This is a genomic window from Friedmanniella luteola (assembly GCF_900105065.1).
Taxonomy (GTDB): Bacteria; Actinomycetota; Actinomycetes; order Propionibacteriales; family Propionibacteriaceae; genus Microlunatus; species Microlunatus luteolus.
Genome location: NZ_LT629749.1, coordinates 2428435 through 2449260, shown reverse-complemented (window position 1 = coordinate 2449260; position 20826 = coordinate 2428435). Strand labels below are relative to the sequence as shown.

General features: G+C 74.0%; 14 protein-coding genes and 1 pseudogene. 10 read left to right on the top strand and 5 right to left on the bottom strand.

The features are described from left to right. Positions 1-16: 16 nt before the first annotated feature. The 7 genes and pseudogenes from trpB to BLT72_RS11525 all read left to right on the top strand — a co-directional run. Positions 17-1243 (top strand): annotated as a pseudogene (gene trpB / locus BLT72_RS11555) (tryptophan synthase subunit beta); the annotation flags it as partial. A gap of 152 nt (positions 1244-1395) precedes the next feature. Then, on the top strand, positions 1396-2235 hold the full coding sequence (gene trpA / locus BLT72_RS11550) for a tryptophan synthase subunit alpha (protein WP_091417237.1): 840 nt from the start codon (positions 1396-1398) through the stop codon (positions 2233-2235). 102 nt (positions 2236-2337) lie between these two features. Continuing rightward, on the top strand, positions 2338-2850 hold the full coding sequence (locus BLT72_RS11545) for a DoxX family protein (RefSeq protein WP_197677004.1): 513 nt from the start codon (positions 2338-2340) through the stop codon (positions 2848-2850). Next, the gene (locus BLT72_RS11540; RefSeq protein ID WP_091413034.1) at positions 2847-3596 is read left to right on the top strand and encodes a DsbA family protein; all 750 of its coding nucleotides are present in this window, start codon (positions 2847-2849) and stop codon (positions 3594-3596) included. The genes BLT72_RS11545 and BLT72_RS11540 overlap by 4 nt, the downstream gene beginning before the upstream one ends. Before the next feature lies 1 nt (position 3597). After that, positions 3598-4584, top strand: coding sequence for a prolipoprotein diacylglyceryl transferase (lgt, locus tag BLT72_RS11535; RefSeq protein WP_091413033.1), 987 nt, complete (start codon positions 3598-3600; stop codon positions 4582-4584). Positions 4585-5016: 432 nt separating this feature from the next. Then, positions 5017-9552 (top strand): glutamate synthase large subunit, encoded by a 4536-nt coding sequence (gene gltB / locus BLT72_RS11530; RefSeq protein ID WP_091413032.1) that lies wholly within the window; start codon positions 5017-5019, stop codon positions 9550-9552. A 251-nt stretch (positions 9553-9803) separates the two neighbouring features. Continuing rightward, on the top strand, positions 9804-11270 hold the full coding sequence (locus tag BLT72_RS11525) for a glutamate synthase subunit beta (protein ID WP_091413031.1): 1467 nt from the start codon (positions 9804-9806) through the stop codon (positions 11268-11270). Positions 11271-11351: 81 nt separating this feature from the next. Here the strand turns inward: BLT72_RS11525 and BLT72_RS11520 are convergent, their stop codons facing one another. Then, positions 11352-12101, bottom strand: coding sequence for a class I SAM-dependent methyltransferase (locus BLT72_RS11520; RefSeq protein ID WP_157720450.1), 750 nt, complete (start codon positions 12099-12101; stop codon positions 11352-11354). Positions 12102-12261: 160 nt separating this feature from the next. Here BLT72_RS11520 and BLT72_RS11515 point away from each other — a divergent pair, with 160 nt between their 5' ends. From BLT72_RS11515 to BLT72_RS11505, 3 genes are all read left to right on the top strand, one after another. Continuing rightward, complete coding sequence (locus BLT72_RS11515) at positions 12262-13962, top strand: bifunctional metallophosphatase/5'-nucleotidase (RefSeq protein WP_231929993.1); 1701 nt, start codon at positions 12262-12264, stop codon at positions 13960-13962. A 179-nt stretch (positions 13963-14141) separates the two neighbouring features. Continuing rightward, the gene (locus tag BLT72_RS11510; protein ID WP_091413029.1) at positions 14142-15632 is read left to right on the top strand and encodes an alkaline phosphatase; all 1491 of its coding nucleotides are present in this window, start codon (positions 14142-14144) and stop codon (positions 15630-15632) included. A 46-nt stretch (positions 15633-15678) separates the two neighbouring features. Continuing rightward, positions 15679-16179: a hypothetical protein gene (locus BLT72_RS11505; protein ID WP_091413028.1), complete on the top strand. Its 501-nt coding sequence runs from the start codon at positions 15679-15681 to the stop codon at positions 16177-16179. A 36-nt stretch (positions 16180-16215) separates the two neighbouring features. Here BLT72_RS11505 and BLT72_RS11500 read toward each other — a convergent pair whose 3' ends face one another. From BLT72_RS11500 to BLT72_RS11485, 4 genes are all read right to left on the bottom strand, one after another. Continuing rightward, entirely contained in the window at positions 16216-16608 is a 393-nt protein-coding gene (locus BLT72_RS11500) for a hypothetical protein (RefSeq protein WP_091413027.1), read from the bottom strand. Positions 16609-16730: 122 nt separating this feature from the next. Then, entirely contained in the window at positions 16731-17444 is a 714-nt protein-coding gene (locus BLT72_RS11495) for a VC0807 family protein (RefSeq protein WP_091413026.1), read from the bottom strand. Then, positions 17441-18043 (bottom strand): TetR/AcrR family transcriptional regulator, encoded by a 603-nt coding sequence (locus BLT72_RS11490; protein WP_197677003.1) that lies wholly within the window; start codon positions 18041-18043, stop codon positions 17441-17443. The genes BLT72_RS11495 and BLT72_RS11490 overlap by 4 nt, the downstream gene beginning before the upstream one ends. 83 nt (positions 18044-18126) lie before the next feature. After that, positions 18127-20700: an exonuclease/endonuclease/phosphatase family protein gene (locus tag BLT72_RS11485; protein WP_091413024.1), complete on the bottom strand. Its 2574-nt coding sequence runs from the start codon at positions 20698-20700 to the stop codon at positions 18127-18129. Between the last annotated feature and the right edge of the window lie 126 nt (positions 20701-20826).

The following is a 20826-nucleotide window of genomic DNA, read 5'->3' as shown; positions in this document are numbered from 1 at the left end:
CCGTGCGCCGGGCTGGCTGGAGGAGGCGCTCCGGCACCCCGACGCGGGCGGTCACTTCGAGCAGTTCGGCGGCAAGTTCGTGCCGGAGGCGCTGTACGCGGCCCTCGGGCAGCTGGAGCGCGAGTTCCGGGCCGCCATGGTCGACCCCGCCTTCCACGCCGAGCTCGACGCACTGCTGAAGGACTACACCGGACGGCCGACGCCGCTCACCGAGGCCCACCGCTTCGCCGCCGCCTGCGCGCCCGAGCAGGGCCCGGCACCGCGCGTCCTGCTCAAGCGGGAGGACCTCAACCACACCGGGTCCCACAAGATCAACAACGTGCTGGGCCAGGCGCTGCTGACGAAGCGGATGGGCAAGACCCGGGTCATCGCCGAGACCGGAGCCGGCCAGCACGGGGTCGCCACCGCGACCGCGGCCGCCCTGTTCGGGCTCAGCTGCACCGTCTACATGGGCAAGGTCGACACCGAGCGGCAGGCGCTGAACGTCGCCCGGATGCGGCTGCTGGGGGCGGAGGTGATCGCCGTCGAGTCGGGCACGCAGACGCTCAAGGACGCGATGAACGACGCGATGCGTGACTGGGTCGCCTCCGTCGACGACACCCACTACCTGATCGGCACCGTCGCCGGCCCGCACCCCTTCCCGATGCTGGTCCGGGAGTTCCAGCGGGTGATCAGCACGGAGGCGCGCGCCCAGGTGCTCGACCGGTACGGCCGGCTCCCCGACGCCGTCGCCGCCTGCGTCGGGGGCGGCTCCAACGCCCTCGGCATCTTCGCCGACTTCATCCCCGACCCCGACGTGGCCCTGTACGGCTTCGAGGCCGGCGGTGACGGCCTGGAGACGGGCCGGCACGCCGCGACCATCTCCGCGGGCGAGATCGGGGTGCTGCACGGCATGCGGACGTTCGTGCTGCAGGACGAGGACGGCCAGACGCGGGAGTCGCACTCCATCTCGGCCGGCCTGGACTACCCGGGCGTCGGGCCGGAGCACTCCTACCTGGCCGCCACCGGCCGGGCGCACTACGAGCCGGTCACCGACCGCGAGGCCATGGAGGCCTTCGCCCTGCTCTGCAGGACCGAGGGCATCCTGCCCGCGATCGAGTCGGCCCACGGCCTGGCCGGGGCGGTGCGGCTGGCCCGGCGGATGCCGGCGCGCGCCGACGGCGAGCCGGCGCTGATCCTGGTCAACCTCTCCGGGCGGGGGGACAAGGACGTCGACACCGCCATCCAGTGGTTCGGCATCGACACCCGCGGGACCGGCTCCGAGTCCGGTCAGCCCGTCGGCACCGACCTGAGCGCCGAGGAGGAGATCGACCTCGGCCTGCAGGAGGAGGGACCGGCCAGCACCACCGGGGTGCAGCTGTGACCGCCGCGGCTCCGACCCAGCCCCGGTTCGACCTGGGCCGCACGGGCCGGGTGTTCGCCGAGTGCCGGGCCCAGGGCCGTGGTGCCCTGGTCGGCTTCCTGCACGTCGGCTACCCCGACGTCCCCCGCTCGCTGGCCGCCCTGCGAGCGCTGGCCGGGGACGGCGACGGCCCGGGCGTGGACCTCGTGGAGGTCGGGATGCCGTACTCCGACCCGATGATGGACGGCGTCACCATCCAGCGCGCCGGCACCCGGGCGCTGGAGCGCGGCGTCCGCACGGCCGACGCCTTCGCCGCCGTCGAGGCCGTCGCCTCCACCGGCACGGCCGCCGTCGTCATGACCTACTGGAACCTGGTGGAGCGCTACGGCCCGGACCGGTTCGCCCGCGACCTCGCCGCCGCCGGCGGGGCCGGGGCGATCACCCCGGACCTGACCCCGGACGAGGCGGAGGAGTGGCTGGCCGTCTCCGACGCGCACGGCCTCGACCGCATCTTCCTGGTCTCACCGTCCTCCACCGACGAGCGGCTGGCGGCCACCGTCGCCGCCTGCCGGGGCTGGGTCTACGCCACCTCCGTGATGGGCGTGACCGGAGCCCGTACCAGCACCTCGTCCGCCGCGCCCGCGCTGGTTGAGCGGATCCGGGCGGTCGCGCCGGACGCCGCCGTCGGCGTCGGGCTCGGGGTGTCCAACGGGGAGCAGGCCCGCGAGGTGCTCGGCTTCGCCGACGCCGTCATCGTCGGGTCGGCGCTGGTGAAGGCCCTGCTCGAGGCCGAGGACGCCGGGACGCCCGAGGACCTGTCCCGGCTGCGCGCCGTCGTCGCCGACCTCGTCGAGGGCGTCCGGTCGGGAACCTCCGCGCCGGTCGCTCGTTGAGGACTGCCGTGACCACCCACCTCGTGGGGCGCCCCGCCCGCCCGGGACCCGGACCGGTGCCGCCGGCATGACCGCCTCCGCCGCCCGGGAGCAGGTCTCCCGGTGATCGCGCGCGCTCCCGTCCGTACCCGCTTCCAGCGCGTCGCCCCGTGGGTGTCGACGCTGGTCCGGCTGGTGCTGGCCGGGGTCTTCCTCGCCGCCGGCGGGCTCAAGGCGGTCGACCCGCAGAGCTCGGTCGCCGCGGTCCGCGCCTACGAGCTGCTGCCGCCGGGGCTGGAGACGCTGGTGGGCTGGGGGCTGCCCTTCGTCGAGATCGCCCTCGGCCTGGTGCTGGCGGCCGGGGCCTTCACCCGGGTCGCGGGCGCGGTGAGCGCCGCGCTGATCGCGGTGTTCGTGCTCGCCGTGCTGTCGGCCGCTGAGCGCGGGCTGAGCATCGACTGCGGCTGCTTCGGCGGCGGCGGTACCGTGGCCGCCGGTCAGACCAACTACGCCGGGGAGATCCTCCGCGACTCCCTGCTGCTGGTGCTGGCCCTGTGGCTGGTCTGGCAGCCCCACAGCCGGCTCGCCCTCGAGCCCGGCCCCGTCGGACGTCGAGAGCTGGAGGACCACCGGTGAGCAGCCGAACACCCGGACGGCCGGGGCCGCGGGCGACGCGCTCGGCGCAGGAGGCCTCCCGGCGGGCCGCCGAGCAGGCGGCGCAGCGGCGTCGCGACCGCAACCGCCTGGTGCTGGTCGTGGCCGTCCTCGTCGTCGCCCTGGTGGGCGGCGGTCTGGGGCTGCAGGCCTGGCGGACGGGGCGGGGCCCGTCGGCGGTGCCCGCCGGGACCTACACCGACGCGCCCCAGCCGCTCACCGACGGACAGCCGATCCGGTTCGGCAGCGCCTCGGCGCCGGTCGAGCTGACCGTCTACGAGGACTTCCACTGCCCGCACTGCGCCGACTTCGAGGAGGAGTTCGGGCCCGTCCTCGACGCCGCCCGCGACGCGGGCCAGGTCCGGCTGGCCGTCTGGCCGATGTCGTTCATCGACGCCGGCTCCGGCCGCGCCGCCGCGGGCATGGCCTGCGCCACCGAGGCCGGGTTCGGCGAGCGCTACTACCGCGGCCTGTTCGCCAACGCCCAGCTGGGCTGGAGCGAGGACCAGCTGCTCCAGCTCGGCGCCCTCAGCACCGCCACGGTGCCGGCGGGGTTCACCGCCTGCGTGCGGGACGGGGAGCAGGTCGGCTGGGCCGACGCGGTCGACGCGGCCGCCGAGACCGCCGGCGTCACCGGCACACCCACCCTGTTCCTCGACGGCGCGCCGCTGCCGCTGCAGGGCCTCACCCCTGAGAGCCTGCGGAACATGATCGAGGCGAAGAGCTGACGTGCTGCTCTCCATCCCCAGCCCCAGCTCCGGCGTCTGGTACCTCGGACCGTTTCCGATCCGGGCCTACGCGCTGTGCATCATCGCCGGCATCGTGGTGGCGATGGTCATCGCCAACCGTCGCTGGCGGGCCCGCGGCGGCTCGGCCGAGAGCCTGGAGACCGTGCTGGTCGCGGCCATCCCGTGCGGCATCATCGGCGCCCGGGTCTACCACGTCATCACCGACTACGAGCTCTACTTCGGCCCCGGCCGCAACCCGGTCGACGCGCTGAAGATCTGGAACGGCGGCCTCGGCATCTGGGGTGCGGTGGCGGGCGGGGCGGCCGGGGCCTACGTCGTCGCGCGGCGGCGCGGGGTCCGCTTCCCGCCCCTGCTGGACGCGCTGGCGCCGGCCGTGCTCGTCGCCCAGGCCATCGGCCGGCTCGGCAACTGGTTCAACCAGGAGCTGTTCGGCCGACCCACCTCGCTGCCGTGGGCGCTGGAGATCGACCCCCAGTTCCGGCCCGCCGGCTACGCCTCGTTCGCGACCTTCCACCCGACCTTCCTCTACGAGCTGCTGTGGAACCTGGCCGTCGCCCTGGTCCTCGTGCTGCTCGACCGCCGCTTCCGCCTCGGCCACGGCAAGGTGTTCGCCCTCTACGTGGCGCTCTACTCCGCCGGCCGGTTCTGGATCGAGGCGTTGCGAATCGACACGGTCAACGAGATCGGCGGCTTCCGGCTGAACAACTACACCGCCCTGATCGCGTTCCTGGTGGCCACGGCCGTGTTCGTCTGGCTGGTCCGCAACCGACCAGGCCGGGAGGCCGTGGTCGAGGCCCGTCCCGCCGGTGCGGACGCGGGCGACGCGGGGGACGCGGACGACGTCGACGGCCCGCTCGAGGACCCGGCCGACGACGCCGGGACCACGGCCGACGTGGACGCCAGCACCACCGCCTCGGCCGTCGACGCCGACGACGCCCGCCGCGCCGGGCGCGACCCCGCTCCCTGACCCGCCCGCTGTCCACGCCGGTCCGCGCGTTCGCCTCCGGCGTCGCGGGCTGACTAGGCTGGGGCCGACGGTCGACGCCACCGCGTCCCGCCCGTCGCCCCCGGTGTGCTCAGCACCACACCACCGCCGACGACGCGAAGATGCGTCGTGCTGCAGCCGATCACAGCGGCTCCGGGCGGTGACCGACCGCCCCGCCGGGAGATCTCAGCCCGGGCCGGAGCGACCCCGCGCGCCGGGGCGCCCAGCGCAACTCCACGGGCCGCTGGGGGCGAAGAGTGTGCGTTAGCCTTTCTGCACCGCTGGGCCAGTGCCGTCCCCAGAAGTCCTTGTGAACAGGCCCCTCCGTGCACCCGGGGGCGCGCCGATGCCGCTCACCCAGATCCTGTGACAGAGCCCTGCCTCTCTCACCGGCTTCGACGACGGGAGTCCGAAATGTCTGTTGCGCCTGCTCACCCCAGGTCCCGGGCCGGCGAGGGTCTCTACGACCCCGCCTTCGAGCACGACGCCTGTGGTGTGGCCTTCGTCGCCACCCTGACCGGCGTGCCGAGCCACGACATCGTCCACAAGGGCCTCGAAGCGCTCCGCAACCTCGACCACCGCGGCGCCACCGGATCGGACCCGCTCACCGGCGACGGCGCGGGCATCCTCATGCAGGTGCCCGACGCGTTCCTGCGCGCCGAGGCCGGTGTCGAGCTGCCGGAGGCCGGGACCTACGCCGTCGGCAACGCGTTCCTGCCGACCGACGAGCAGGCCCGGCTCGCGGCGAAGGCCGCCGTCGAGCGGCTCGCCGCCGAGGAGGGCATCGCCGTCCTCGGCTGGCGCCGCGTCCGGACCGACGACTCGTCGCTGTCGGACCTCACGCGCTCCAACATGCCCTGGTTCGAGCAGCTGCTGGTGGCGAGCGCCGGCGAGCCGGTGCGCGGCCTGGAGCTGGACCGGATGGCCTACTGCCTGCGCCGTCGGGTCCAGCACGAGACCGGCGTCTACTTCGCCTCGCTGTCCGGGCGGACCCTGGTGTGGAAGGGCATGCTCACCACCGAGCAGCTCGAGCTCGTCTTCCCGGAGCTGCTGGACGAGCGGATGGCCAGTGCCCTGGTCGTCGTGCACTCCCGCTTCTCGACCAACACCTTCCCGGCCTGGGAGCTGGCGCACCCGTTCCGGATGATCGCGCACAACGGCGAGATCAACACGGTGAAGGGCAACCGCAACTGGATGCGGGCCCGGGAGAACCTGCTGCGGTCCGACCTCATCCCCGGGGACCTGGAGCGGCTGTTCCCGATCTGCACCCCGGACGCCTCCGACTCGGCCTCCTTCGACGAGGTGGTGGAGCTGCTGCACCTCGGTGGCCGCTCGCTGCCGCACGCGATGCTGATGATGATCCCGGAGGCCTGGGAGAACAACCCGGTGATGGACCAGGCCCGGCGCGACTTCTACGCCTTCCACTCCTGCCTGATGGAGCCCTGGGACGGGCCGGCCGGCGTCGTCTTCACCGACGGCACCCAGGTGGGTGCGGTGCTCGACCGCAACGGGCTGCGCCCGGGTCGCTTCTGGGTGACCGACGACGGCCTCGTCGTGCTGGCCTCGGAGGCCGGCGTCCTCGACATCCCGGCCGAGACGATCGTCCAGAAGGGCCGGCTGCAGCCGGGCCGGATGTTCCTCGTCGACCTCGACCAGCACCGGCTGATCTCCGACGAGGAGGTCAAGGCCGAGCTCGCCGCGGCGGCCCCGTACGGGGAGTGGCTGGCCCAGGGCCGCACCCTGCTGACCGACCTGCCCGAGCGCGACCACGTCGTGCACACCCACGCCTCGGTCACCCGTCGCCAGCAGGTGTTCGGCTACACCGAGGAGGACCTGCGGCTGATCCTGGCCCCGATGGCCTCCGGTGGCGCCGAGGCGATCGGCTCGATGGGCACCGACACCCCGATCGCGGCCCTGAGCGACAAGCCGCGGCTGCTCTTCGACTACTTCTCCCAGCTGTTCGCCCAGGTGACCAACCCGCCGTTGGACGCCATCCGCGAGGAGCTGGTCACCTCGCTGTACAACACCATCGGCCCGGAGCAGAACCTCCTGGAGCCGGGCCCGGTCTCCTGCCGCCGGCTGGTGCTGCCGTTCCCGGTGCTGGACAACGACGCCCTGGCCAAGATCGTCCGGATCAACCGGGCGGGCGACACCGAGTACGCCACCTACGTCGCGCGCGGCCTGTACCGCGTCAGCGGCGGTGCGGCGGCCCTGACCGAGAAGCTCGACGAGCTCTGCGCCGAGATCTCCGACGCGATCGCCGGCGGGGCGAAGATCATCCTGCTGTCGGACCGGCACTCCAACGGCGAGCTCGCGCCCATCCCGTCGCTGCTGCTCACCGCCGCCGTGCACCACCACCTGGTGCGGGAGAAGACCCGCACCCACGTCGGCCTGGTGGTGGAGGCCGGTGACGTGCGCGAGGTGCACCACGTCGCGCTGCTGATCGGCTACGGCGCCGCCGCGGTCAACCCGTACCTGGCCATCGAGACCGTCGAGGACCTGGCCCGGCACGGGGTCTACACCTCCGTCGCGCCCGAGAAGGCCGTCGGCAACGTGGTCAAGGCGCTCGGCAAGGGCGTGCTCAAGGTGATGTCCAAGATGGGCGTCTCCACCGTCGCCTCCTACACCGGTGCGCAGATCTTCGAGGCCCTCGGCCTGTCCCGCGAGGTCGTCGACCGCTACTTCACCGGCACCACCTCCAAGCTGGGCGGCGTGACGCTGGAGCAGCTGGCCGACGCCGTCCACCAGCGGCACCTGCGGGCCTACCCGGCCGACGGCATCCCGCTGGCGCACCGGCTGCTGCCGGTGGGCGGGGAGTACCAGTGGCGCCGCGAGGGCGAGCCGCACCTGTTCGACCCGGAGACGGTCTTCCGGCTCCAGCACTCCACCCGCTCGGGCCGCTACGACATCTTCAAGCAGTACACGGCGCACATCGACAGCCAGGCCGAGCGGCTGATGACGCTCCGTGGGCTGCTGAAGTTCAAGGGCGACCGGACCCCGGTGCCCCTCGACGAGGTGGAGCCGGTCAGCGCGATCGTCAAGCGGTTCTCCACCGGCGCGATGAGCTACGGCTCGATCAGCCTCGAGGCGCACCAGACCCTGGCCATCGCCATGAACCGGCTGGGCGGCAAGTCCAACACCGGTGAGGGCGGGGAGGACAAGGACCGGCTGTACGACCCCGAGCGCCGCTCCGCGGTCAAGCAGGTCGCCTCCGGCCGGTTCGGTGTCACGTCGGACTACCTGACCAACGCCGACGACATCCAGATCAAGATGGCCCAGGGCGCCAAGCCGGGCGAGGGCGGCCAGCTGCCCGGCCAGAAGGTCTACCCCTGGGTGGCCAAGACCCGGCACTCGACGCCCGGCGTCGGGCTGATCTCGCCGCCCCCGCACCACGACATCTACTCGATCGAGGACCTCAAGCAGCTCATCCACGACCTGAAGTGCGCCAACCCGTCCGCCCGGGTGCACGTCAAGCTCGTGGCCGAGGTGGGCGTGGGCACGGTCGCGGCCGGCGTCTCCAAGGCCAAGGCCGACGTGGTGCTGATCTCGGGCCACGACGGCGGCACCGGAGCGGCGCCGCTGACCTCGCTCAAGCACGCCGGCGGTCCCTGGGAGCTCGGCCTCGCCGAGACCCAGCAGACCCTGCTGCTCAACGGGCTCCGCGACCGCATCGTCGTGCAGGTCGACGGCCAGCTGAAGACCGGCCGGGACGTCATCATCGGCGCCCTGCTGGGGGCCGAGGAGTTCGGCTTCGCGACCGCCCCGCTGGTGGTCAGCGGCTGCATCATGATGCGGGTCTGCCACCTCGACACCTGCCCCGTCGGCGTCGCCACGCAGAACCAGGAGCTGCGGGCGAACTTCTCCGGCAAGCCGGAGTTCGTCGTCAACTTCTTCGAGTTCATCGCCGAGGAGGTGCGCGAGCACCTGGCGGCCCTGGGGTTCCGCAGCATCGCCGAGGCCGTCGGCCACGTCGAGGCGCTGGACACCATCCCGGCCGAGGAGCACTGGAAGGCGCACGGACTCGACCTGTCGCCGGTGCTGCACCGCCCGGAGCTGCCCGAGGGCACCCCGCTGCACAACACCAAGAAGCAGGACCACGCGCTCGAGTTCGCGCTGGACCAGATGCTCATCGACCTCTGCCGGCCGGCGCTCGAGTCCGGCGAGGCGGTGCGCGCGCAGCTGAAGATCCGCAACGTCAACCGGACGGTCGGCACGATCCTCGGCCACGAGGTGACGAAGGCGACCCGGGGCGAGGGCCTGCCGGACGGGACGATCGACATCACCTTCTCCGGCTCCGCGGGCCAGAGCTTCGGGGCGTTCCTGCCCGCCGGCATCACGCTGCGGCTCGAGGGCGACAGCAACGACTACCTCGGCAAGGGCCTCTCCGGCGGCCGGGTCGTGCTGCGGCCCGACCGGGCGGCGACCTTCGTGGCGGCGGACAACATCATCGCCGGCAACGTCATCGGCTACGGCGCGACCTCGGGCGAGATCTTCATCCGCGGCCAGGTGGGGGAGCGGTTCTGCGTCCGCAACTCCGGCGCCACCGCCGTCGTCGAGGGCACCGGTGACCACGCCTGCGAGTACATGACCGGCGGCCTGGCCGTCATCCTCGGCTCCACCGGGCGGAACGTCGCGGCCGGCATGTCCGGCGGCATCGCCTTCGTGCTCGACCTCGACGCGTCGCTGCTGAACACCGACATGGCCGACGCGCTGCCGCTCACCGCCGCGGACGAGGACCTGGTCCACGGGCTCGTCGTCCGGCACGGCGAGGAGACGGGTTCCGACGTCGCCGGCGGCCTGCTGGCCGCCTGGGACGTCGCCAAGGGCCGCTTCACCAAGGTGCTGCCGCGCGACTACGCGCGGGTGCTCGCGGCCCGCGAGGCCGCCGAGGCCGAGGGTCTGGACGACGACGCGACCACCGTCAAGATGATGGACGCCGCACGTGGGTAGGGCGCCCCTTGCCGCGGCGGTGGTCCGGCCCGTCGCCGGTCGGGGGGCGCCGTCCCAGGGCAACCATCCGCCCTCCGCAGGCTCCGGGCTCCCGCCAGACCCATCCACGCCCTGGGCCACCGCCCCCCGACCGGTGACTCTGCACTCCGCCGCAAGCTCCCGGGTTGCCCCGGGACCCTTCGCGCGGTCCTCGAGCCCTGAGCCCGTCGAAGGGCGCCTCCTCTTCCAGCACCTGACGAAGGACGATCACCATGGCTGACCCCCGCGGGTTCATCACCACGCCCCGCAAGGTCGCCGAGCGGCGGCCGGTGGCCGAGCGCGTGCGCGACTGGAACGAGGTCTACCCCGGGACGCCGGGGCGGGCCCTGCTGCCGATCATCTCCGAGCAGGCGGGGCGCTGCATGGACTGCGGCATCCCGTTCTGCCACACCGGCTGCCCGCTGGGGAACCTGATCCCCGAGTGGAACGACCTGGTCTGGCGGAGCGACTGGGACGAGGCGCTCGAGCGGCTCCACGCGACCAACAACTTCCCGGAGTTCACCGGGCGGCTGTGCCCGGCGCCGTGCGAGACGGCGTGCGTCGTCGGCATCAACCGCGACCCGGTCACCATCAAGAACGTCGAGGTCGCGATCATCGACAAGGCCTGGGACGAGCACCGCGTGCTGCCCCAGCCGCCCGAGTGGCACACCGGCCGCACCGTCGCCGTCATCGGCTCGGGCCCGTCGGGGCTGGCCGCGGCCCAGCAGCTGACCCGGGCGGGGCACACCGTCGCCGTCTTCGAGCGGGCCGAGGAGCCGGGCGGGCTGATGCGCTTCGGCATCCCCGAGTTCAAGATGGAGAAGTACGTCCTCGACCGGCGCATCCAGCAGATGAAGGACGAGGGCACCAACTTCCGCTGCGGCGTCGAGGTCGGGGTGAAGATCACCGGCCAGCAGCTCAAGGAGCGCTACGACGCCGTCGTGCTGGCCGTCGGCTCGACCGTCGCCCGCGACCTGCCGGTGCCCGGCCGCGAGCTCACCGGCATCCACCAGGCGATGGAGTTCCTGCCGCACGCCAACCGGTACGCCCGCGGCAAGATCGAGCAGCCCCCGATCTCGGCGGCGGGCAAGCACGTCGTGATCATCGGCGGCGGCGACACCGGCGCCGACTGCCTGGGGACGGCGATCCGGCAGGGCGCCACCTCCATCCGGCAGCTGGAGATCATGCCTACCCCGCCCGAGGAGCGCCCCGCGCACCAGCCGTGGCCGACCTACCCGATGACCTACCGGGTCTCCTCCGCGCACGAGGAGGCGGGGGAGCGGATCTACTCCGTCTCCACCTCCCGCTTCAACGGCGACGAGCAGGGCCGGGTGACCTCGCTGACCCTGTCCGAGGTCCGCTTCGAGGGCGGCAAGCTCGTCCCCGTCGAGGGCACGGAGCAGGAGATCCCCGCCGATCTCGTGCTGCTGGCCATGGGCTTCGTCGGCCCCGAGAAGGACTCGGTCATCTCCCAGCTCGGCGTCACCCTCGACGAGCGGGGCAACGTCAAGCGCGACCACGACTACGCCACCGACGTGCCAGGCGTGTTCGTGGCCGGTGACGCCGGCCGCGGTCAGTCGCTGATCGTCTGGGCGATCGCGGAGGGCCGGGCCTGCGCGGCCGGGGTGGACGAGTACCTGTCCGGGTCCACCAAGCTGCCGAAGCCCATCCCGCCCACGGCCCGGCAGATGATGGTCTGACCCCGTGACGCCCTGAGCTCGTCGCCCGCCGCGGCCGACGCGGCCCGGCCGGCCGGGTGGTGACGCGCGGTCTCCACCGGGTCAGCCGTGCACGGCGAGCAGGGTGAAGGTGTTCGGCAGCCGCCCGTCCCACGCGGCGGCGTCGACCCCGCCCGGCCGCCAGAACGGCTCGGGGTGCTCCGCCAGCCGCTGCACCACCAGCTCGGCACCGGCGAGCGCGGTGACGAGCTCACCCAGCGACCACTGCCACTCCACCGCGCCACCGGCGGGAAAGCTGTCGTTGACGTGGGTGCGGGCGAAGTAGCTGCGGTCGGGCCGGACCCGCGGCTCGTCGGCGTCCCAGGTCCACAGCGGGACCAGCGGGTGCGCCTCGTGGACCACCAGGTGCCCGCCGGGCCGGAGCAGCCGGGCGACCTCCCGGGCCCAGGCGTCCAGGTCCCGCATCCAGATCAGCGCGCCCTTGCCGGTGTAGACGAGGTCGGTGCAGCCGGAGGCCAGCGGCACCCGCGGCACCTCGGCGACGACGTAGTGGCAGGGCGACGTCAGCAGGGCGGACCGCTGCTGTGCCGCACCAGCGGCGACGGTGCTGTAGTCCACCCCCACGACGCCGCGGGCCCCGTGCCGGACGAGGTCCAGGTCGTCGAGGCCGTGGCCGCTCTGCAGGTGCACCACCAGCGGAGCCGGGGCGAGCAGGGGAGCGAGCACCGCCAGCTCCACCGGCACCAGCGACCCGCCGCGGCGGCCGTCCTCGAGCAGCTCGTCGAACTCGCGCACGTGCTTGGCCGACGCCGCCTCCCAGACGGCCCGGTTCGCGCTCACCGTCGGGTCCACCGTCCGACCCTGACGCCTGCGGGCGTCGACGGCAAGCGGGTTCGCCGGCCGACGCCGAGCCGTCGTCCGGGCGTCATCTGCTCCCTCTGGACCCGGGATCGGGGGGCGGGGCACACTGAGGTCCGACACCCCAGCCCCTCCAGCCCCAGAAGGGTTCCCCATGTCCTCCCCCTCCCGCGTCGCGCGCCGGCTCGGTGCCCTGTCGATGGCCGCCGCTGTGGCGCTGTCGATCACGGTCCCCGTCGCCGCCGACGCCGCCCCGCGCCGCCCCGGCGCCAAGCCGAAGACCGTCGCCGTCCGCGTGATGAGCTTCAACGACCTGCACGGCAACCTCGCCAACCCCACCGGCTCCTCCGCGCGCGTGCAGATCGGCGGCGGGAAGACCCTGGAGAACAACGGTGGCGCCGCCTACCTGGCCCGCCACGTCGAGATGCTGCGCTACGGGCACCCCAACTCGGTGCTGCTCAGCACCGGTGACAGCATCGGCGCCTCGCCGCTCGCCTCCGCCCTGTTCCACGACGAGCCGACCGTCGAGGTCCTGAACGCGATGGGGGTCAAGGCCTCCGTCGTCGGCAACCACGAGTTCGACGAGGGCCTGGCCGAGCTGCGCCGGATCGAGCACGGGGGCTGCCACCCCACCGACGGCTGCGACTTCCGGACCTCCTACGAGGGCACCGACTTCCCCTTCCTCGGCGCCAACATCACCTTCGAGAGCGGCAAGCGCGCCTTCCAGCCCTTCAGCATCCAGAAGCAGGGCGGGGTGAAGATCGGCGTCATCGGCGTCACGCTGCGCGACCTGCCCGACGTCGTCACCCCCGCCGCCGTCGCGGGGCTCCGGTTCACCGACGAGGTCGCCGCCATCAACCGCACCTCGAAGCTGCTCCAGTCGATGGGCGTCAAGGCCCAGGTCGTGCTGATGCACCAGGGCGACGAGACCAGCGGCACCGGTAGCCCGAACTCCTGCGACCTCGGCGAGGAGCAGCTGGCCCGCCAGATCGCCAGCCGCTCGACCGCCCGCGTCGACGCCTTCTTCGCCGGCCACACCCACCAGGCCGAGAACTGCACCGTGACCGACCCGGCCGGCCACCCGCGGCCGCTGATCCAGGGCCTGTCCTTCGGTCGGCTCATCTCGGTCGTCGACCTCGCCGTCAGCACCCGCACCCAGGACGTCGTCCGCAGCCGCACCCGGGCCACCAACGTCGTCGTGACCCGGGACGTCCGCCCCGACGCAGAGGTCCAGGCCATCGTCGACCGTGCGGTCGACCAGGCGGCGCCGCTGGCCAACCGGCAGATCGGCAGCACGACCGGGGCCCTCCTCCGCGGGAGCGCGCCCGAGCAGCCGCTCGGTGACGTGATCGCCGACGCGCAGCTCGCCGCGACCACCGGCAACGGCGCCCAGGTCGCCATCACGAACCCGGGCGGGATCCGCGCCGACCTCGACGCGGGCCCGGTCACCTACGGTGAGGCGTTCTCAGTGCAGCCGTTCGCGAACATCCTGCAGACCATCACCCTGACGGGCGCGCAGCTCGACGCGGTGCTGGAGCAGCAGCAGAAGACCGCCGCCGTGCAGCCGACCTGGCTGCAGGTGTCCTCGACGCTGGGCTACACGTGGACCACCTCGGCGGCCCCGGGCTCCAAGGTCTCGAAGATCACGGTCGCCGGGCAGCCGGTCGACCCGGCGGCCTCGTACCGGGTGACGGTCAACAACTTCCTCGCCGCCGGTGGCGACGGGTTCGACGTCTTCGCCCAGGGCACCGGCCTGACGGGCGGGCCGATCGACCTCGACGCGTTCGTCGCGTACCTGAGCGCCCACCCGGCCCTGGTCGCGCCGGCCGCGGACCGGATCACGGTCGTCCCCTGACCCCGGGCGACCGCGGCTGACCCAGCGCGCCCCAGCAGCAGGCTCCGGCCCGTCTGCTGGGGCGCGTCCCCGTTCCGCCCCTGGACGCCGGAGGCGCGGTGGTGTTGGCTGACCCCAGGAGCGGCGCTCGTCGACCCTGTCGGCGGGAGCCTCGGAACCACGACGAGGTGGAGACGAGCATGACCGGACGCAGACGGGTGGCGCTGGCCGCCCTGGTGAGCGCGGTGGCCCTGACGGCCACGACCGTCGTCGCGGCGGAGGCCGCACCGGGCCGGAGCCGGAACCGGGTCGACAACGTCATCTACCTGCTGGGCGACGGCATGGGGCGCACCCACGTCACCGCCGGTCGGGACCGCTGGTACGGCGCGGCGGGCTCCCTGAACATGGAGCGGATGCCCGTGGTGGGGCAGGTCCGCACCTACGCGGTCCAGGAGAACTCCGGTCAGCCCGGCGAGCCGGACTTCGTGCCCGAGTACGTCACCGACTCCGCGTCCTCGGCCACGGCCTGGTCCTCCGGGGTGAAGACCTACAACGCCGCGCTCGGCGTCGACGCCAAGGGCGCCGTCGTGCCGACCGTGATGGAGCTGGCGCAGGACGCCGGCTACCGCACCGGCAACGTCTCCACCGCCGAGATCACCGACGCCACCCCCGCCGGGCAGATGAGCCACGTGCTGCTGCGGGGGTGCCAGGGGCCCAGCTACTCCGCCGGCAGCTGCCAGCGGCCGGCGGTCACCGGCGGCGCGGCACTGCCGACCACCGACGTGCGGGTCACCCCGGTCGCCGACCAGATCGCCCGGAACGGGACCGCCGACGTGATCCTTGGGGGCGGCCTGTCCCGCTTCGACGCGGCCGACGAGGAGGCGCTGGAGGACCAGGGCTACACCGTCCTCGGTTCCCCGGCCACCCAGACCGTCGCCACGGGGGCCGACCTGGCGGCCGCGTCCGGCCGGCGGGTGTTCGGTCTGTTCAACCGGGGGAACCTGACCATCGAGCGGGCGAAGCGGCTCGACCCCACCGCGCCGCAGGCCGCGGAGCCGTCGCTGCCCCAGATGACCGAGAAGGCCATCGAGCTGCTCGACCGGAGCAGCCGCCGGGGCAAGGGCTTCTACCTGCAGGTCGAGGGGGCGCTGATCGACAAGCGCTCGCACGCCAACGACGCGGCGCAGGTGCTGGAGGAGATCAAGGCCTTCGACGACGCCGTGGCGGTCGCCCTGGAGTTCGCCCGCCGGGACGGCCACACCCTGGTCGTCGTCACCGCCGACCACGAGTGCGCCGGCTTCGGGATCGTCGAGAAGGGCACCTTCACCAACGCCGAGGCGAAGACCCCACCCCCCAACGCCGACTCCGGCAACCCCGCGAACAGCACCACGACGCCGAAGCGGGGGCGCCAGGCCCAGGACCCGGCCCGTTCCACCGGCCCCGTCAACGGGTCCGGTGCGGCCGATCCCGCCAACTTCGCCCCGGCCACCTTCCGCACCGTGGACGACCCGCTGTCGGTGCAGGACGGCTCCCCGGACGCCAGCCTGTGGCTGACCTACCTGTCCGGCAACCACACCGGGGAGGACGTCCCGCTCTTCGCCTCCGGGCCGCGGTCCCGCGAGCTGGCGGACACGGTGGAGAACACGGAGCTGTTCGACGTGGTCACCCGGGCGCTGCGGCTGGACCGGTGAGCACCGGGCCCGGGGCGCGTCCCTGACCGGCACCCGCCGGCCGCTGGTGGGCGCCGCGGCGGCCGTCGTCCTCGCGGCGGCGCTGCTCGTGACCTGGGAGGTCGTCCGCACCTCGGAGCCGGCGGACCCGGCCGCCGCCGCCCGGACGAGCTTCCCGGGACTGCCGGCGCCGTCGGCTGAGCCGACCCTCGCGAGCCTGGACACCCTGGCGCCCGCTCCCGGCACCGTCGTGGCGGCACCCGGGCCCTTCGACGACCGGTACCGGCTGACGGGGCTGCGGCTGACCCGCGACGAGGTGGTGGGTGCCGTCGAGATCACCAGCGACGTGAGCGCGACGTTGGACCTCGAGGTGCTGGCGGGCTTCTACGACCGGGACGGGCGCCTGCTCGGCACCGCCCGGCACGTCCAGCACGCCGACGAGCACGGGGCCGAGCACCCCGAGGGCCGACCGCCCGTGACGCACCCCTTCGCGATCGGGGTCCCGGCGGGGGTGGCCGACCGGGTCGTGGCCGCCGCCGTCGGGGTGCCGGTGCTGGTGAACGAGTAGCCGCCGGGCCCTGGTCGGCCGGGGCGCGCGGCGGGCTCAGCCGGCGTCGCGGCCGGCGAGCCGGGCGTCGGCGTCGGCCAGCAGCTGGGCGAGGGTGCCGGAGGCGAGGGCGGCGGGGTCGACGGCGAGGGACTCCAGCCGCTGGCCCTCCCGCCCCAGGACGGTGATCCGGCGTCCCCGGGTGAGACGGACGGAGCCGACCGCGGTCCAGGGGTGCTGGACGAACCGCCCCCGCCGGCTGAGGCCGAAGCCGGCGTCGTCGAGGTGGGCCGTCCACTGCCGGCCCCGGTGCTGCACCACGGCGAGGGTCAGCAGCAGCAGGCCGACGACCACCAGGGTGATCCCCGCCTGCAGCACGACGACGGGCAGCTCGAAGCCCACCTGCACGACGATCTCGACCGAGCCCACCGTGGCCGCGAGGGCCGCCATCAGCAGCAGGCGCAGCGGCTGGCGGACGGGCAGCCGGTAACGTCGCCGGCCGGTCGGTCCGCCGGTGGCCGGCGTCGGCGTGGACAGGGCTCTCCTCGGAGGTCGGTCTCGTCGCATCGGGCTCAGGATAGGGGTTCCGGCGGCCGGCCGCCGCCACTCGGGAGCCCGTCGCGGCCGGGCAGCGCGGCCGGCCGGTGGAACGGCCCCCGGCGGTCGAAGACGCCGCACCGGGCGTAGTGGACGGTCGTGCCGAGGTTGAGCAGCACCGCGGTGGCCACGAAGAGCGCCAGGCTCGACGCCGGCACGAGGTCGGCCGGCAGCGTCCAGACGAGGACCACCCGCGCCACGGCGTCGGCCAGCGTGCCGACCCCCCACGCGAGGCTGGCGCGCCGCCACATGCGCCGGAAGGCCGGGGACGCCGACCAGAGCTGTTCCCAGCCCGACGGCCAGCCGAGGCGGCCCTCCGTCAGCGGCCGGGCGAACTGGTAGGCCAGCGGCCGCGCCGAGCGGGTGCTGAGCAGGAACCACACGCCGGTGGCCCCGGTCAGCAGCGACTCCTTCGCCAGGACGAACCGGCCGCCGCCCGGCAGCAGGGCCACGCCGACGGCGGCGAGGAGCATGACGGTGAAGAACGCCTCGAGCCCGCGGGGCCGGTGCCCGCGCGCCAACCGGACCAGCGTCGGCAGCGCGCCGAGGACCGCCGCGCTCAGCAGCGCGGCGTGCAGGCTCAGCCCGGCCGCGCGGAGCGCGTAGAACAGCAGCGTCGAGCCGAGGAGGCCGAGCAGCAGCGACCCGGCCCGCCACCACGTGCGGGCCGGGAGCCGCCGCAGGCTCACGCGGGGTCCCGGCGGGTGCCGCGGTCGAACAGCTCGACCAGCTCCCGGGCCCAGGCCGCGCAGTCCAGGTCCGGTTGCACCGCCAGCCGGAACGGCAGCGCCTCCACCGAGCGCTGCACGGCGGCCGCGACGACGGCCGGGTCGAAGTCCCGGAACTCCCCGGACCGCTGGCCGTCGCGGAGGAGGGCCTCCAGCGGGGCGGCGGCGGGCTCGGGGCCGACCTCGGTCGACCAGGCGCCCGAGAGCAGGATCTGCAGCAGCGCACTCATCTCCCGGCGGTGCACGTCGCTGAACTCGACCACCGCGGTGATGTAGGTGCGCAGCCGCCCGGAGGCCGTGGTCTCGGCGTGCAGCCGGCGCCCCACCTCCCTGCCGAGCGCGCCCACCACCTCCTCGACGCAGGCGCCGATCAGCGCCTCCTTGGAGGCGAAGTGGTAGGAGATCAGCCGGGTGCTGGAGAGCCCGGCGTGGGCGGCGATGCGGGCGAAGCTGGCCTCGGCGTAGCCGGCCTCGGCGATCACCTCCAGCGTCGCCGCCACGACCTGCGCCCGACGGGCCGCCGCCGCGGGGGAGGGTCCCGCCCCGGCTGTTACCTGCATGAGTAAGAGGCTAGCCCGGCGCGCCGGGACGCGCCAGACCCCCGACCGTCCGGCCGGGGGTCTGGCGCGCGGTGGTCCGGGGGTCAGCCGGCCAGGTAGCCGACCACGTCGGCGACCAGGTGAGTCTGCGCCGTGGAGCTCAGCGTGACCCGGCCGTCCGCGCCGACGGGCAGGATCACCCGGTTGGCGATGGAGCGGCCCGGCACCAGCGCGAGGTCGGACGCGGTGGTCTTCGCCGTGCCGGTCGGTCGGACGCTGACGAACCCGGCCTTCGTGGACTGGGTGGCCGTCACGTTCAGCACGACCGCGGTCACGCCGTCGGTCGGGACGCCCTCGCGCCCGGTCACCTGCACCTCGACCTGGCCGCCGGCGGCCACGGCAGCCGTCGCGGCTCCGGTGCCGTCCCGGGTGTCGAGCAGCCGGGCCGGGGTCAGACCGGTCAGGTCCGAGCTGGTGGGGAACCAGCCCTGCACGTCGGCGACCAGGTGGGTGCCGGCGGACACGTAGAGGCTGACCCGGCCGCTGGTGCCGACCTTGACGACGACCCCGTTGGCCGTCGACCGGGAGGGGACGAAGTTGAGCGAGGATGCGTCCGGGCGGGCGACGCCGGCCGGGTAGGCCGTCAGGTAGCCGCTGCCCGTGGGCCCGGTGGAGGTCAGGTTCAGCACGACCGAGCCGACCCCGGAGGCCGGGACCCCGCCGCGGCCGGTGACCTGCAGGTCGACCTTGCGGGTCGCACCGACCAGCGCCTTGGGGGCGCCGGTGCCCGTGCGGGTGTCGAGCAGCCGGGCCGGGGTGAGCCCGGTGTAGCGGGACCCGGTCGGGAACCAGCCCTGCACGTCGACCAGGACGTCGGTGGCGGCGGAGCCGTAGAGGCGGACCTTCCCGTTGGTGCCGACCTTCACGACGACGCTGTTGGCCATCGCGGTGCCGGTGCTGAAGTTGAGCGTGGACGCGGTGGTGCGGGTCGTGCCCGACGGGTAGGCGGTCAGGTAGCCGGCGGCCTTGGCCCCGACGGCGGTCAGGTTCAGCACCACGGCGTCCACACCCTCGGCCGGGACGCCGCCGCGGCCGGCGACGGTGACGTCGAGGGTGCCCTGCGCCGCGACCGGCGCGTCCGGGGCGCCGGTGCCGGTCCGGGTGTCGACGAGCCGGGTGGCCGTCACGGGACGGTAGTCGGGAGCGTCGGTGCTGCCGCCGCCGGACCCCGTGCCGCCGCCGGACCCCGTGCCGCCGCCGGGCTGGTCACCGGTGGTCGGCAGCCGCAGGTCGGCGACGACCATGTTGTGGTCCGAGGGCCGCGTGCTGTCGGTCACCTCCATGACGTTCTCCCAGGCGACGGCGCCCGTGATGCCCTTCGCCATCAGGACGTCGAGGCGCGAGCCGAAGCCCGTGCCGGGGTCGGCCATGGTGGTCTTGAAGTCGTTCATGGTCGTGTAGCGCAGGTTGGTCGTCCTGGCCGCGGCGGCGGTGTCGTAGAAGCCCTTGCTGACGAGCACGTCGTGCGCGGTGTAGCCGACCTTGTTGTTCTGCCAGGTGTTGATGTCGCTGCCGAGCACGACCGGCAGGCCGGTGCTGTTCTGGCGGGCGACGCCGTCGACGGCGGCGGCCATCTGCGCGGCGCGGAGCTGGTCGTAGGTGCGCTCGACGGCCACGTCGGTGGAGTGCCGCGCGTCGAGGTGGACCGAGACGAAGTAGAACCGCTCCCCGGTGGCCTTGTCGGCGAAGAGGGAGTAGACCGCCTTGCGCCGGTCGGAGTCGCTGTCGCCGGTGGGGCGGATCGGCAGCGCGATGGTGCACACGTCGTTCCAGGCGCTGGTGCCGGTCTTGTCGGCGCAGTCGCTGAGCATCGTGTACTGGTCGCTGTCGTAGAGGATGCGCATGCCCTGGGTGCTGGCCTCGGTCCCCGCCTTGACATAGGGGGTGGTCTGGATGAGCTTGTACCGCTCGCCGCCCTGGTTCTTCAGCTCGGTGAGGAGGCTGTCCGTCTGGCGCGGGCGTCCTCCGGTCGAGCCGGCCACCCCGTCGGCCCGCCCCGGGCCGAGCTCCTGCAGGGCGACGAGGCCCAGGCGGTGGTCGAGGATCTGCTTGCTGACCTCTGGCACCCGCTCCATCCAGGTCTGCGGGTCGGTGGTGGCGCGCGCGGTGCGGACGTTGAACTGGCCGACCCGCAACGGGGTCCCGGTGGCGGCCGGCACGGCCGGCGCCACACCGACCGTCTGCAGGTAGGGGTGGTCGCGCAGCGCCTCACCCGACGAGGTCGCGTTGACGGCGCGGAGCCGGAAGTAGAGGTGGTTGGCGGAGCCGACCGGGGCGCCCGCGGCCGCCGTCTGCGCCGCGCTCAGGGTGAGGCTGCGGGCGCCCGCCGGGGCGGTGAACACCTTCCAGCCCCGGGCGTGGACCGGCATCGACGGGTCGGTGCGGCTGAAGCTGGTCAGGCCCGTCTCGACCTCGTAGCGGGTGGTGCTCGTCCCGTCGTGCACCCAGCTGATGGTCACCTCGCCCGGGTTGGGACCGGGCTTGGAGGTGACCGACGCGAACGAGGCGGGCCGCGCCACCGCGGCGACGGCCGTGCTGACCTGGAGCGGGGCGGCCAGGGCGCCGGCGCCGAGGGCCAGGACGACGGCGGTGAGGGTTCCGACGGGCTTGCGCATCATGCGGGGGGACTCCTGGGCGGGCCGCGAGGGCACCGGACGGCGTGACGCGGGCGTGCGTCAGCGCGGGAGGGCGGGGGTGGTGGTGCGGGGAGGGCGCGCGGCAGAGCCGGGCGGCGGGCCGGAGCC

What these genes read in the sequence shown, in the direction of transcription:
- BLT72_RS11500 (WP_091413027.1), bottom strand. Translation starts at nt 16,608, where the DNA reads ATGGCGGCCCTCGCGGCCACGGTGGGCTCGGTCGAGATCGTCGTGCAG.
- BLT72_RS11510 (WP_091413029.1), top strand. Translation starts at nt 14,142, where the DNA reads ATGACCGGACGCAGACGGGTGGCGCTGGCCGCCCTGGTGAGCGCGGTG.
- BLT72_RS11485 (WP_091413024.1), bottom strand. Translation starts at nt 20,700, where the DNA reads ATGATGCGCAAGCCCGTCGGAACCCTCACCGCCGTCGTCCTGGCCCTC.
- BLT72_RS11525 (WP_091413031.1), top strand. Translation starts at nt 9,804, where the DNA reads ATGGCTGACCCCCGCGGGTTCATCACCACGCCCCGCAAGGTCGCCGAG.
- BLT72_RS11515 (WP_231929993.1), top strand. Translation starts at nt 12,262, where the DNA reads ATGTCCTCCCCCTCCCGCGTCGCGCGCCGGCTCGGTGCCCTGTCGATG.
- BLT72_RS11490 (WP_197677003.1), bottom strand. Translation starts at nt 18,043, where the DNA reads ATGCAGGTAACAGCCGGGGCGGGACCCTCCCCCGCGGCGGCGGCCCGT.
- gltB (WP_091413032.1), top strand. Translation starts at nt 5,017, where the DNA reads ATGTCTGTTGCGCCTGCTCACCCCAGGTCCCGGGCCGGCGAGGGTCTC.